The sequence below is a fragment of the Vibrio cidicii genome (assembly GCF_009665415.1).
Lineage (GTDB): Bacteria > Pseudomonadota > Gammaproteobacteria > Enterobacterales > Vibrionaceae > Vibrio > Vibrio cidicii.
Genome location: NZ_CP035922.1, coordinates 286,368 through 300,582, shown reverse-complemented (window position 1 = coordinate 300,582; position 14,215 = coordinate 286,368). Strand labels below are relative to the sequence as shown.

Here is a 14,215-nt window from a genome sequence, read left to right as displayed (position 1 = left end):
TGTTGTCCAACTGAACAACGCAAGTCACAGGCCAACAACAATTAGCTTGTTGTTAAATAAATGTAAAACTATGATTACCAAACGATAACAACTTGGGTGAGTTCAGATTGAGCAGAAGTATGGTGTGTTCACCAGTGTTCAAGTGCTACAAAATGGCACACTCTCACTGTGACAAAATGGTACAGTCATGCAACTTCAACAGGTTACTAACCCCAATTGGCTTTCCAGTTCGTGGAATCGCAGTGAACAGGCCGGCCTAAAGCAGCGCCGACGCCCAGAAGATGTGCGTTTAACGGCTGCACTGCTCAAAGATCGTCGCCAGCAAAACAGTGTGCTTATTGACAGCGTCAGCCAATATGCGTTGCCCCTGTTTAACCAGTTGTTTGCGCACAGTGACAGCCGTTTGATTCTCACTGATGCAGAAGGGGTGATTATCGGCAGTTGGGGACAACCGAAATTTCGCGAAAGACTGACCGAAATTGCCCTAAGTTCTGGAGCCTGCTGGCAGGAAAAACTCAAAGGCACCAACGCGATTGGCACCGCCTTAATCGAAGCCAAACCCATCTCGGTGATAGGCGATCAACATTTTATACAACATCACCGCTTTATCAGTTGTTCAGCCAGCCCACTCTTTGATCACAATGGGCAATTGATCGGTATTTTGGACATCACCAGCGAAGAGCAAAAACATGATTTTTCTACCCAGGTGCTGGTGCAAAACATGGTGCAGCAGGTAGAAAATCAGCTGCTAAACCAGATCCCAGATAGTCATATTCGGGTCGACTTAGCCTGCGAAACCTCCCTGCTGCACAGCGGCTGGCAAGGCGTGATCATCGCCGATGAAGCAGGAACAATTTTGGCACACAACCAAGTAGCCAAGCAGTTGTTAGCGCGAGACAAGGTGATCGGCCAGCCGCTGGAGAACATTTTACACCAGCGTTCATCCCAGCATTCGCTGGTGTTCGCCACCCAAACCCTAGGCGAGAAAAAGCGCCGCCGCGCGATTTGCGCCTCAAACGATCTTCACTTTGGCGACAGCAGAGTCGAGCATTGCTGGCAACAAGCGAATCGCGTCATCGACAAAGACATCCGTTTACTGATCCTCGGAGAAACTGGGGTGGGTAAAAATGAGTTCGTTAAAGCACTGCACAAAAACAGCGCGCGCAAAAACGGGCCTTTGGTGGCGGTTAACTGCGGGGCGCTACCGAAAGATCTGATTGAATCGGAGCTGTTTGGCTATCAGGCAGGCGCTTTTACTGGAGCGAGCAACAAAGGCTATCTGGGTAAAGTGCGCCAAGCCGACAAAGGGATTTTGTTTTTAGATGAGATTGCCGATCTGCCTTTAGCGGCACAAAGCCGATTGCTGCAGGTACTGCAAGATAAAACTGTTCTGCCGATCGGCTCAAACCAAAGTGTGCAAGTAGATACACAGATCATTGCTGCAACGCACAAAAATCTCGAGCAGTTGGTAGCGCAAGGCGAGTTTCGTCAAGATCTCTACTACCGCCTCAATGGCCTTGTCATCGAGCTGCCGCGCTTGCAACAGCGCAGCGACAAACAAACTCTGATAGAGCAAATTCACCGTCGGTATGCCGAGAGCGATCAATCAATTTGTCCTCATCTGATGGCGCTGTTGCTCGGTTACCACTGGCCGGGCAATTTACGTGAACTCGATAGCCTGCTTAAAGTGTCCGCGCTAATGGCACAAGGTGAAACGGTGCTGACCCTCAGCCATCTGCCGAATCACCTTGCTGGCAAACTGGGCCAACCGCAACCTCCGTATGAGGTAGAAACGGCAGTCAAAGACATTAAATCGACCGTCGATGAATCTTTGCTGAAAACCTACCAAGCGACACAAGGCAACATCAGCAAAACCTCGCGTTTGCTTGGCATAAGCCGCAACACCATTTATCGCAAACTTAAGAGTTTGGGGATGTTGAGTTAATTCTGTGCGCGGTAACAAGGCTTGTTGTTAGATAACGTTCAAATAGCGATACCAAAGCCAAACATAACTTGGACGTCATGCTCTTTCCGATCATAAATGCCGAACTTCATGCTCAAGCCCATACCGCTATAGACTGCCGTGACACCGTAGAGAAAATGCTGGTCTTTTTGACCTAGAGAAAGACCCAAACGCGAGTTGCCAATTGGCTGAAATTCTCCTATCCCAGCAGAGATAAGATAAGTGTCAGATGCAAGCAAGAGATCCCCGTAAAGGCCACTGCGTTGGCTCGTTTGCGCTTCGGCATCCAAACGGTAGCTCATTCCGGCAATCACATTGGCTTTAAACAGTGTGTCGTAATAGATCCCCCCCATAGGGTAAACCTGCTGTTCGGCTTGGGTCATCAGAGGGAAAAAGCAAAAACCGAGTAACATGATGCGTTTTAACATCTTAAAGCTCGCAGCTAGAAGTGGGACCTTGATGTTACCCTACACTTTTATAAAAAATAAAATTAAATAAAATCATAACTTTATAATAAAAAGTGATAATTAGACGCTTCTTCTGTTTTTTTACCCACTGCCTCGCTTTTTCCGTCCTTTTTCTAGGATCGGAGAAACAAACTTAAAAACGCTCGTCTTGTATATTGACCACAGGCCGATAGTCAACCTGAGACTCCAGATTGTTTAACGTCAAATGTGACAGTTCTAGGGAATAATCTGCTTGTCTTCAAGATCTGTATATCTCTATAAATTGTCACAAGCAGGAGCAAAAAAGTAGTAGCCATTTTTCCCCGCCAGTTTGGCTTGATACATGGCTTGATCGGCTTGCTGTATGAGTGTGTCTGCGCTGATATCACGATTTTCTGGATAGAGACTGATGCCAATACTGGCCGACAAACTCATTTCATACTCTGAGACATGCAGCGGCTTCGCGATAGAGCTGAGTAAACGGGCTACGATCTGAGTCGTGCGATGTTTATCATCAATATCCGACAGAATCACAATAAACTCATCGCCACCAAAGCGCGCTAAAGTGTCTTCTTCTCGAGTAATGGTTTTCATCCTCTGTGCCATGATGCACAGCACTTCATCCCCCGCGGAGTGTCCATATTGGTCGTTCACGTCTTTAAAGCCATCTAAATCAATAAACAGCAGTGCAATGGCACGGCCATATTTTTTCGCATTCAGCATCGACGCATTTAGACGCTCTTGCAGCAAAAGACGGTTAGGAAGTTTGGTTAAGGCGTCATAATGGGCGATCTTTTCTAGTTGGTATTCGTGCTCTTTGAGTGCGGAAATATCAGAAAACAGCGCGACATAGCGAACATCCTCGACCGGATCGCTGACCCGGCTAATGGTCAGTAATTCAGGATAGATTTCGCCGTTTTTACGTTTGTTCCAGATCTCTCCGCGCCAACATCCTTCGAGATGTAATGTTCTCCAGATGCTGTGATAAAACGCTCGATCGTGAATACCGGATTTGAGCATTTTCGGCGACTGACCAATCACCTCTTCTCGGCTATAACCTGTAATTTGGCTAAACGCCCGATTGACATCCACGATCAAACCGCGGCTATTGGCAATCAAAATTCCCTCGTGAACATATTTGTACACATCCGCGGCGAGTGCGAGCTGCTGTTCTCGCGCTTTATCTTCACTGATGTCAATGTGAGTGCCAAACATCTCTAGCGGCTTACCACTTTCATCCCACAGCGCCACTTTGCCCCTATCCATTACCCATACCCAGTGTCCGTCACGGTGACGCATCCGCACCTCACACTGGTAGTATTCCTGCTCACCAGCAAAATGCGCTTGCAGCTTTTCCTCTGATTTTTTGACATCCTCGGGGTGGAGGAGAGCAAACCAAGTTTGAATAGAAACGGGTTCTAACTCATGCAACTGATAACCAATAATTTCTGCCCAGCGCGGGTTGAACTCCGTCTTGCCCGTTTGAATATTCCAATACCAAGTGCCAGCATCGGTCCCTTCGATCACGTTTTCCAGCCGTTCAGTTTGCGCGCGCAGGTTATCTCGCGTTTTGCAAATCACGTCTAACATCTCGTTGACGGTGTCGGTCAATACGGAAAGTTCGGTATAAGAAGAGGAGTGAACTTTTGCCGTGGGTAAGCCATCGGCATCTCGCTCCACTAAGGTATTGGTTATTCTTTGTAGCGGTCGGGTCAAAATCCATTGGATTAGGGTGGCTGAGAGTACGGTTTGCATCAGCAGCAAGCCAAGGGCCGTAAGTAACGAGTTCAGCAATAGGTTTCTTTTTTCCTGCTGTAGTTCTTCACCACTGCCATACACTTTGACATGACCGAGCAAAGCACCCTCTGTGCTTCTAATGTCTCGCTGCTGGAAAAATAGCGAAGAAGCAAGCAAGTGATCATCTTGGCTAGGTATAAACTCACGCACTTCACCCGTTGGCATTTTAATCAGACCGACGGCAGAGAAAGGCGGTTCAGAGGCGGATTCTAACTGAGAAGCTTCCAGCAAGATGGCGAGCAGCGCTTTATGATTCGCGGTACTCATTTCTGTTTGTGCCAAGAGCAAGTAATCAACGAGATGACCAGCTTGCAGATCGAGAGTAATCGCACGGCTTAGCCGCTCTGCACTCTCCTGAGCTTGACCCAGAATCTCCTCTTCAAGCATCTCAGTGCGATGTTGATAGGTATGAAAAGCGTAGCTGGCGATAACCAATGATGTGGTCAAGATCACCATGACCACCAAACTCAGCGCTAAAGAACGCCCTTGTTGCACAGCCCATTTATCCATACGATCCTCCAGCCATTGAGACACGCTCATACAGGACAAGACGGATTCGCAAAGATTGTGCCACCATTGACTCGCCCCTTTGGATGGATAACGTACGACCACGATCGCGGATAAATTAACTATAAGCGATACGATGCCGGCTTCAGGGGTTTTTGGTTACTTTTTGACAGAAATCATAATAAAGGTGAGAAACCTTGTCGCTAAGGTATACCAATCTCAGCGACAAGATGAGAACCGGTTAGATCGCGACCTCTTCGCCCGCTTCGTCTTCGCTAACAATATCGCTCTCTTGAGCGGCTTCTACCAACCAACGCTGCATCGCGGCGCTTTGCAGTACTTTGTCTCGATAGAGCGCGGCTTGCTCTGACAGCGGGATCTGGTAAGTGATAAAACGCAAAACCACCGGAGCGTACATAGCATCGGCAATCGACCAAGCGCCAAACAGCCATTGCTGCGGGTACTGCGTCATCTGTTCACTCCAAATCGTATCAATACGGGCGACATCGAGACGTGCCTGTTCAGAAAGTGCCACTTTACGCCTCGCGCGGCAATTCATTGGTAACTCATTGCGTAATGCGCTAAACCCTGAATGCATTTCACAAGCGATGGCGCGCGCTTTGGCTCTTTCTCGCACATCGCTAGGCCACGCTTTTCCGCCTAATTTCACTTCGTTTAGGTACTCCAAAATCGCCAAGGAATCCCACACCACTCGCTCACCATCTACTAAAGCAGGCACTTTACCTGTAGGCGTAACTCCACTTAATGTTTGGTAAAACTCAGGGGTAAATAACTTGAGCTTTTCAATTTCGACCTCCAGTCCGTTTTGAGTAAACCCCAACCATGCGCGTAGTGACCAACTAGAGTAGTTTTGATTTCCTATGTAGAGCTTCATTGTCATTCCTTTTTCGGTTGATATAACAAAACAATAGGGCAAGTTTTTCTGCGCGACTAACGGATAGTTTTTATATAACCTATTCAAAATTACGATGGATGAGGCAAACAATGGACATTGAAGCTTTACGCAGTTTTCTTGCTTTTGTCGAAACGGGCAGTTTTACCCGGGCGGCAAAACAGATCAGTCGCACACAGTCGGCTTTCAGTGCGCAAATGCGCAAATTGGAGGAAGAGATTGGCGCTTCGCTGTTTATCAAAGAGGGGCGCTATTTGGTCCTTAGCGATGCCGGAGTGCGCCTCACTACTCATGCGCGCAATCTGGTGACGCAGCACGATGAATCCTTGTCTCAACTGCAGCAGTTTCAGGATAAACGACCGCTGCGCCTCGGCTGCCCGGAAGATTACAATCAAACCGTGCTACCGACGTTAGTGGCCAAGCTGCAACAGTTACAACCCACCTGCTCGATACAGATTTATAGCTTGCCCAGTGTCGATTTGCGTCGCCAATTAGATACGGGCGAGCTGGACTGCGCGATTCTTACCCGCGCGCCCGATAGTGAGGAAGGCTATTGGCTTACGTCCGATCAGGGCGTGTGGATCGCATCGCCGCACTATCAGGTCGATCTGCACATGCCGCTTACGCTGGCGCTGTTTCAAACCGACTGCAAATATCACGCTGCAGCGATTGATGGCTTGACCAAGCGCGGTATCGCTTTTCATCTTTTGGCCTGTTGCAATACCGCCTCGGCGCAGCGCGCTTTGGTCGAGCAGGGTTTAGCGATTGGCGCCATGGGGCGTCTCAGCGCTGGTAATAGAGTGCAAATATTGGCCGATATGCCACCCCTACCTAAGGTGGATATTGTGTTAGCAGTCGCCGCTAAACCGCACCCTTTGCTCAGTCAACAACTGCTGACAAAGCTCGAAAGTGAGTTTATTGGTTAGCCTTGAACCTTCATCTATTCGTTGCGATGACAACGCGAACTGGAGAACAGCATGTCAAAACTTAACTGGAAATCGGCTTGCCTAACGTTATTGCTTCTCGCACCTTGCGGGCCACTTTTTGCCTCTGAGCGCGCAGAAATTGCATGGGAAATGGTAGAAAGCGGCGCGCTGCTGATCGATGTGCGCACTGCCGAAGAGTTCGCCAGTGGGCATCTCGAACAGGCACGTAATATCCCTCTTAGCGAGGTTGCCACCGGCTTTCGCGCGATTGATAAAAACCAGCCGATGGTGGTCTATTGTCGCAGCGGCAACCGCTCGTCCATCGCCATGCAAGCGCTGGTGAAACAGGGTTTCATCAATGTGCACAATGGTGGTGGCCTAAGTGAAATGCAGCAAACTCAACTAGAAATGCCGCCACTTAATTGAGCTTCCATGCCAGTAAAGCCAACGGAAGCTCGACCAAACTCAGCAGAATCGGCATACTGCCGGCTGTGCTTTTCTCTCGGTTAGGGTTATGCAAGTCAGTCTGTTAGAATATCACGCCTTAGGTGATGCGATTATCGCACTCAATACGCCCGCCTTTACGTCGCGCTATGTGGCACTGCTGCGCGAGATTGTCGATTTTGACTGCGCGGTGATGCTTGGCTATCGCCACAACAAACACCCGATTTATCTCTACGATTCGATTCCGAATAACCGCGAACTGCTGTTTCAACGCTACCTGACCGAGTCATATCAGCACGATCCGTTCTATCGTTTGGTGGCCGATACGCAGCAAGAAGGCGTGTTTCATCTCAGCGAGATGAGCGGTGCGCCGCACAGTTATCAGCAACACCATTACCAGCAGCAGTTTTATCCGCAAACTGGCTGGCAGGATGAAATGAGCCTGGCAGTGCAACTCGACAGTGAGCGCTGGATCTTGCTCTACCTTGGCCACCTTGCTGCTGGACGCCGTTTTTCCGCGCAGGACCGACAAGCGCTTAAAAGCCGATTCCACACGCTGGCGCCGCTCTGCCGCCAACATTGGAGCGCCAATGCGCTGCTGCTGGCCCACAGCGATGACACCACGCCGGAGAGCGAGACCAACCACACGCCCGACATGCGCCGCTGGGTGGAGCGCGCACTGGCCAGCTTTGGCACCCAACTGCTGAGCCCACGCGAGCAGCAAATTACCGCCTTGCTGGTACAAGGGCTGGATTCGCAAGAGATCGCCACGCAGCTGGGCATCACACACGGCACGGTCAAAAACCATCGCAAGCGCATCTACGCGCAGCTCCATGTCGCCTCGCTCAGTGAACTGTTTCAGCTGTTTTTAAATCACCTGATTGGCGCGCCAAACCACTCACCACGCGCTTGAGACAATCACCGCGATTATCCCTTTAGGGACATCGCCGACACGACTCACTATCCGTTACTCTGCCTGCAAGACATCTTGGAGGCTGTATGAATTCTCAAACCCTATTTCATGATTTAACCGCGCGCGGCCTGATCGCGCAAAGCACATCGCTCGATGAACTCACCGCCCTATTCTCTGAACCGCAAACCCTCTACTGCGGCTTTGATCCAACCGCAGGCAGCCTGCACATCGGTCACTTGGTGCCGCTGTTGATGCTCAAACGTTTTCAGGATGCGGGGCACCAAGCCATTGCGCTGATTGGCGGCGCAACGGGCATGATTGGCGATCCAAGCTTTAAAGCCACCGAACGCACACTCAACTCAGCGCAGACCGTGCAGCAATGGGTGGACGATTTACGCCAGCAGATCACGCGCACCATGACGCCGTATCTCACCCAGCCACTGCGGTGTGTCAATAACGCCGATTGGACGGGCCAAGTGAATGTGATCGACTTCTTCCGCGACATCGGCAAACACTTTTCGGTCAATGCGATGATCAACCGCGAATCGGTGAAACAGCGTCTGGCTCGCCCGGACCAAGGCATTTCGTTCACCGAATTCAGCTACTCGCTGCTGCAATCGTTCGACTTTGCCCATTTGAACCGCGAACATCAGTGTCGCCTGCAAATTGGCGGTAACGATCAATGGGGCAACATCGTCAGCGGCATCGACCTCACCCGTCGCCTGAACAATGAAACCGTGCATGGTTTAACGCTGCCACTCGTCACCAAATCCGACGGCAGCAAATTTGGCAAAACCGAAGGGGGCGCCGTTTGGCTGGACGCGAGCGAGACCTCGCCCTACGCGTTCTACCAGTTCTGGTTGAACACCGACGATGCCGATGTATACCGTTTTCTGCGTTACTACACCTTCCTGTCGGTGGACGAGATTGCACGCATTGAAGCCGAAGATGCCGCGCGAAGCGGCAAACCGCAAGCGCAGCAAATTCTGGCCGAGAACATCACTGCATTTGTGCATGGCGAAGCGGGCTTAGCGAGCGCGCAACGCATCAGTGACGCCCTGTTCAGCGGCGCAGTTGCACAGCTCAGCCTGGATGAACTGGCGCAACTGGAGTTGGATGGGCTGCCGTGCACCACCGTCAGCACCGCAGATGATGTGGTTGAACTGCTGATCGCTTCGCAACTCGCCAGCTCCAAACGTCAGGCGCGCGAATGGTTGGCCAATGGCGCCATTCGCGTCAACGGGGAAAAAATGGCCGACGCCAATTTGAGCCAGAGCTTTGCGCTGTTCGATCGCTACTACCTGCTGCAACGCGGTAAGAAACAGTTTGCGTTGATCAAACTGAGCTAAATTTACACTGTAAACAAAGCATCAAAATCTTGTGAATAACGCCAAACTAAGAAAAGCCCAGCACGGGCTTTTCTCATTTTTCGCTCTCAGCCATCACCTGAGCAAGTGCCTGCGTGACCAAATTGTGATCGTGCAAAGAAGGCAAACCAGAAACCGTCACCGCCCCCACCAATCCAGATCCGGCAATACGAATCGGAAACGAGCCGCCATGAGCGCAATATTCCGCAGCATCAATGTGCGGTTGCGTCTCAAATTCGCGCTGTTTCTGCGCGTTGTACAGCGACAGATAGTAAGAACTGCGGCCATAACGCAGCACCGAATTGCGTTTGCGGCGCATCCAATCGAGATGATCCGCGCACGTGCCCGGCATGGCGTATTGGAACAGCGTCTGGCCAAAACCATACACTTCGATCGCCACCGCAGCTTGCTGACTTTCCGCCATCTGTTTTAGAACGCAGCCTAGTTGCCACGCGACATCGTGGTTAAAATGGTTCAGTTGCAGCGTCTCTTCTTGCTGCGCAATCTCGGATAATGTCAGGCTCATAAGTTAACCTGCAACGTTTGGCCCGTTTTGCTGCTCTCCAGCGCCATTTCAATCAGCGCAATGTTTTGCAACGCCTGCTCTGGCGGCACCGGGTTGGCCGTGCCGAGACGAATCGCATCCGCTACGCCTTTGAAATAGAGCTGATAGCCGCCCAGTTCGGTCGCAATGGTTTGTGATCCCGTTTCGCTGTGCAGCTGACCATACAGCGACGCGGCTTCCTGCGACCACTGTGGGCTGTCCGGCTGCTTGCCTTCTTTGAGGTAGCTTTCCTGCGGATCAAGGCCGTATTTCTCATACTTCGCCAAACTGCCCAGCACTTTGTAGCGCAGATTCGGCTCTGGGCTGTAGAGGTTCGAATGCAGGTGCACCAAATGATTTGGGTAGTGCAGGATTAGGTTGAAGTAATCGATGGTCGTCGCGCCCGGGCGCATCATGCGGCACTGCGCATTGATCGCCTGTGGCAAACCAAACAGCGCCAGCGCTTGGTCCAGCAGGTGCGGTGCCAAATCAAACAAAATACCGCCACCATCTTGCGCCAGTTCACGCCAACGCTGACGAATTTGTGGACGGTAGCGGTCGAAGTGGGATTCAAACAGTTTGATATCGCCCAAACGCCCTTGTGCCATCAGCTTTTGCAGGGTGAGAAAATCGCCATCCCAACGACGGTTATGGAAAACGCTCAGCGTTAGGCCTTTTTCCGCCGCCAACGCAATCAGCTCTTCGCCGTCTTCAATGCGGGTCACGAACGGCTTTTCAACAATCACGTGCTTGCCATTTTGCAGCGCACGTTTGGCCAACGGGTAATGCACATCGTTCGGCGCGGTGATGATCACCAGCTCCGCATCGCTGTTGTCCAGCAGGTCATTCGCATCGCCAAACCATTGCGCGCTCGGCCAATCGGCCGCGACTGCGGCTTGTTGGCTGGAACTGATCGCACTCAGCGTCAGCTCAGGCAGCGCGTTGATGAAAGGCAAGTGAAAGGTTTTCGCCGAATAGCCGTAGCCAATCACGGCGGTTTTTACCGGAGCGTAAGTCATATCAAAACTGTCCTTCTGGTGCAGTCGCCACAACACACTGAATGTCGTGACGGTCAAATAATTCTTGCAGTGCTGGCGCGGGTGGCGCGTCGGTGATCACCATGTCGATCGCCGCCACATCACACACGTGATGGAAATTCTCGGTGCCCATTTTGTGCTGTTCGCACACCAAAATGATCTGCTGCGCTTGCGCCATCATCGCGCGTTTCATCGACGCTTCTTGTTCATCATTGGTGGTCAGGCCGCGCTCAGACAGCGCGCACACGCCAATAAACGCCTTGTTGACATGATAGCCAGCCATTTGCTGTTCAGCCTGCGCGCCTAAAATAGCGCGGCTGTAGGGATCGAAATGGCCGCCCAGCAAATGGACCGAATGCGAAGAGCCTTCTTCAACCTGAGCCAGCGTGTTGACTGAGTTGGTCACGATAGTCGCAGGCGCCGCCAGATAACCGGGGACCAGCGCCAACGTGGTGCTGGTATCGAGCACAATGTAATCCTGCGCATCCACCATGGATGCCGCGCACTGCGCCAACGCGTGCTTGCTCGCGCTGACGGTTTTGGCCGAGAACGGCTCGCTTTTCGGCGATACCGGCGCCAGCATCGCACCGCCTCGAATGCGCTGAATGCCCGGCATCTGAGTGAGCTTCACCAGATCGCGCCGCGCGGAATCACGCGATACGCCAAATTGGTCACAGATATCAGTCAGGGTCATTTTCCCCTGCTGCTTAATCAGCATTTGTAAGTGAATCAGGCGCTCTTCTTGCGTCATAAACTTAAAATCACGTAAGTAGTTTTAATGCATTATGCCGAGTTAAACGCTGGCGGTCGAGATCTTTTTCGCTGTGATCTTGACCCGTTTTTGCTGTTTTTATTTGTCTCGGTTGTAATCAAGCTCATCTGCTTGCGACGGGTAATACAGGAAAAGTTAAAAAAATCCCTCGAACTTTGTCGAGGGATGGTATGGGTGAGGTCTATGCTGACTAATTCTCCGTTCGGCCGACAAAAGCGACCACCACCTTGTCATCGCCTTTGGTGCGAGAAAAAACATACGCCCCCTCTTGCTCTATCACCTGATGTACGCCAGCACCAATCGCCGGGTGAGCTTGTCTGAATTTGGCGACGGCCTGCCAGTGTTTCAACAAGCCTTGCTGCTGGTCATTGAGCGTCCAGACCATATCTGAGCGCGTTCCCTGATGGAAATCGTCGGCGTACGGGCCAATGTTGCGGCCGATCTCATCGCCATAATAAACCTGCACCGCGCCGGGGCTCAGCAGCAATGCATTGGCGGCGTTACGCTGTATCGCATAGTCTTTAAAGCGGCTGAAAAACAGCTCCGTGTCGTGAGAAGACATGTAACTGACCGGATTAAAATCTTTCTCTTTGGCGATAGTATTAGCGTAATCCTGATAAGTGTCCGCCATTTGGCTAAAACAGGCCGCGCCTTTATCCAGTTTTTTCTGCATGTCGAAGTTGATCAAGGCATCAAAGCCATCATCAAAATAAGGGCTGCGATACGCCGAATGACCCCAGACTTCGCCCATCATCCAGAAGGGTTCACCGGTTTTTCCGTTGGCTTTACGCCACTCTTCAAGGCGTTCGCTGCCGGCTTTTTTCAACCGTTGCCACACCTCGCCTTCAACGTGCTTCACTGTATCAACGCGATAACCGTCGATACCAAAACGTTTCACCCAATCGCTTTGCCATTCAATCAGGTAATCGGCCACGCTGTAGTTTTCTCTCGCCACAACACGCGTACCGGGATTGTTGAGCAGCCAAGCGGGCGGCGTCACGGCTTGGGTCGATTCAGTGATGAAATCGGGTAGACCGGCCAACGACATGGTGATGTCGCTGCTGCCCGGAGCCTGATAGCCGGGCAGCCCCGTTCTCACCCAATCTGGCCCCCACCATTGCTGCCAGTTCTGGCTTTGGTAATCAATCGCTTGATGGTAGCTGTGCCAGTTCTGGCCTGCTTGTGGCTGCCAATCTGCCCATTTGGGCGGCAGTTGACCCTCGGGTTTGATAACGTTCAAGCCATCAAACTGTAAGTCAGCCAAGGTCGAATAGCCGGAATGGTTGATCACCGCATCAAGTAAGACTTTGATGCCGCGTTTGTGCGCTTCATCGACCAAGGTTTTTAGGTCGGCGTCGTTGCCAAAGTTCTGGTCAATTTTGGTGAAATCCCGCGTCCAGTAGCCGTGATACGCATAAAAAGGAAACGAACCGCTGTCACCGCCGCCAACAAAGCCATGCACTTGTTCGACAATCGGCGAAAGCCAAATCGCATCCGTGCCAAGACTTTGAATGTAGTCAAGCTTTGCAATCACACCTTTCAAATCGCCGCCATGAAACGTCCCCACTTCCTCTTTGCCATCTTTTTTGCGCCCGTAGCTGTTGTCGTTACTCGGGTCGGCGTTGTGGAAGCGATCAACCATAACAAAGTAGATGTTGGCGTTGCGGTAATCAAAACCAACATCTGACTTGGCCGGGGTCACTGGCTCAAGCAGCAGCAGACCGCCAGAGCCCGCCGCAGGGGTGAGCGACACAGCGCCGTTTTCTACCGTCACAATTTGGCCGCTGTACGCGTCGCGCAGTTCAGTGCCGTCAGCAAAGGTGTCGCCAAGGTTCACACTCACTTCCCCTCCAGCGTACACTTCACATTCAACTTGCGGCACGGGGCGCTTAAACTCGCTTTTGGCGACCTTTTTCGGTTCACGCTTAAAGGTCAAGGTGTTCGCGCTTGCATCAAAAGCAAAAGAGTAATCGCCGCTAAAGAGGATTTTCAGCGGTAACTCGGTGGTTTTGCCGCAGTTTAGTGAAATCGGTTGGTTAAACTTAATACGCTGATCATCCTGCGCTTGGCAGTTCCCCTCAAGCCCGGTCACTTTTAGGGTGTAGGTATCTTTGACGAGCGGAACCACTAACGGCTGCTCGGCGCTGAGTGGGAAATCACGGCTGTTGGTGGTGGTTGAAATGGTCAGATTGGGCTCAGCGACCGCGGCGGCCGAGCTGAGCAATAAAGTCAGGGTAATGGCATTGAGTTTCATCATTCAGTCCGTTGTTAGAATAGTTCTGTTCACCGTGCATGGTAAAAAACTCTGTGGCAACGGACATCATTCACAGCCACTACGCCCTAAAATTTAACCTCTATCACAAGTTCGCCAATCAAGGGCGTAGGCGATGAATATTCGCTCAACCACCTGCTCGAAGATAAACGAAACGCGGCTATCCATTACAAATCAGCAGTGATCGCCCCCCTTAACCCCCACCAAATTCATTCGAAATAATTGAACGTCTCAATCACCAACCAGTGATTATCGTAAGCGACACTTCCCTCTAAACTTGCTTCAATGCTTGAGAGATAAAGCCTCTCTCAAAA

At 51.3% G+C, this 14,215-nt stretch carries 12 protein-coding genes; 5 read left to right on the top strand and 7 right to left on the bottom strand.

Features of this window, described 5'->3' with window-relative positions:
• Positions 1-187: 187 nt before the first annotated feature.
• On the top strand, positions 188-1,945 hold the full coding sequence (locus tag EWA64_RS16850; RefSeq protein ID WP_061896079.1) for a sigma-54-dependent Fis family transcriptional regulator: 1,758 nt from the start codon (positions 188-190) through the stop codon (positions 1,943-1,945).
• A 38-nt stretch (positions 1,946-1,983) separates the two neighbouring features.
• On the opposite strand, the gene EWA64_RS16845 is transcribed toward EWA64_RS16850, so the two are convergent.
• From EWA64_RS16845 to EWA64_RS16835, 3 genes are all read right to left on the bottom strand, one after another.
• Complete coding sequence (locus tag EWA64_RS16845) at positions 1,984-2,391, bottom strand: hypothetical protein (RefSeq protein WP_061896080.1); 408 nt, start codon at positions 2,389-2,391, stop codon at positions 1,984-1,986.
• Positions 2,392-2,685: 294 nt separating this feature from the next.
• Positions 2,686-4,716, bottom strand: coding sequence for a sensor domain-containing diguanylate cyclase (locus EWA64_RS16840; RefSeq protein WP_061896081.1), 2,031 nt, complete (start codon positions 4,714-4,716; stop codon positions 2,686-2,688).
• A 238-nt stretch (positions 4,717-4,954) separates the two neighbouring features.
• The gene (locus tag EWA64_RS16835) at positions 4,955-5,608 is read right to left on the bottom strand and encodes a glutathione S-transferase family protein (protein ID WP_139045747.1); all 654 of its coding nucleotides are present in this window, start codon (positions 5,606-5,608) and stop codon (positions 4,955-4,957) included.
• A gap of 110 nt (positions 5,609-5,718) precedes the next feature.
• On the opposite strand from EWA64_RS16835, the gene EWA64_RS16830 reads away from it, so the two are divergent.
• The 4 genes from EWA64_RS16830 (at position 5,719) to tyrS (ending at position 9,258) form a co-directional block, all read left to right on the top strand.
• Complete coding sequence (locus EWA64_RS16830) at positions 5,719-6,552, top strand: LysR family transcriptional regulator (RefSeq protein WP_061896083.1); 834 nt, start codon at positions 5,719-5,721, stop codon at positions 6,550-6,552.
• A gap of 51 nt (positions 6,553-6,603) precedes the next feature.
• A complete protein-coding gene (locus EWA64_RS16825) occupies positions 6,604-6,978 on the top strand; it encodes a rhodanese-like domain-containing protein (protein WP_061896084.1) in 375 nt (124 codons plus the stop codon).
• An 88-nt stretch (positions 6,979-7,066) separates the two neighbouring features.
• The gene (locus EWA64_RS16820) at positions 7,067-7,909 is read left to right on the top strand and encodes a helix-turn-helix transcriptional regulator (protein WP_061896085.1); all 843 of its coding nucleotides are present in this window, start codon (positions 7,067-7,069) and stop codon (positions 7,907-7,909) included.
• A gap of 86 nt (positions 7,910-7,995) precedes the next feature.
• Positions 7,996-9,258, top strand: coding sequence for a tyrosine--tRNA ligase (gene tyrS / locus EWA64_RS16815; protein WP_061896086.1), 1,263 nt, complete (start codon positions 7,996-7,998; stop codon positions 9,256-9,258).
• Positions 9,259-9,331: 73 nt separating this feature from the next.
• Here the strand turns inward: tyrS and EWA64_RS16810 are convergent, their stop codons facing one another.
• The 4 genes from EWA64_RS16810 to EWA64_RS16795 all read right to left on the bottom strand — a co-directional run bounded on the left by EWA64_RS16810 (position 9,332) and on the right by EWA64_RS16795 (position 13,883).
• A complete protein-coding gene (locus EWA64_RS16810; RefSeq protein WP_061896087.1) occupies positions 9,332-9,802 on the bottom strand; it encodes a heme-degrading domain-containing protein in 471 nt (156 codons plus the stop codon).
• Positions 9,799-10,839 carry an oxidoreductase gene (locus EWA64_RS16805; protein ID WP_061896088.1) on the bottom strand — a complete coding sequence of 347 codons (1,041 nt, stop codon included), beginning with the start codon at positions 10,837-10,839 and terminating at the stop codon, positions 9,799-9,801. The genes EWA64_RS16810 and EWA64_RS16805 overlap by 4 nt, the downstream gene beginning before the upstream one ends.
• Before the next feature lies 1 nt (position 10,840).
• Complete coding sequence (locus tag EWA64_RS16800) at positions 10,841-11,608, bottom strand: DeoR/GlpR family DNA-binding transcription regulator (RefSeq protein ID WP_061896089.1); 768 nt, start codon at positions 11,606-11,608, stop codon at positions 10,841-10,843.
• A gap of 211 nt (positions 11,609-11,819) precedes the next feature.
• On the bottom strand, positions 11,820-13,883 hold the full coding sequence (locus tag EWA64_RS16795) for an alpha-amylase (RefSeq protein WP_061896090.1): 2,064 nt from the start codon (positions 13,881-13,883) through the stop codon (positions 11,820-11,822).
• Positions 13,884-14,215: the final 332 nt, after the last annotated feature.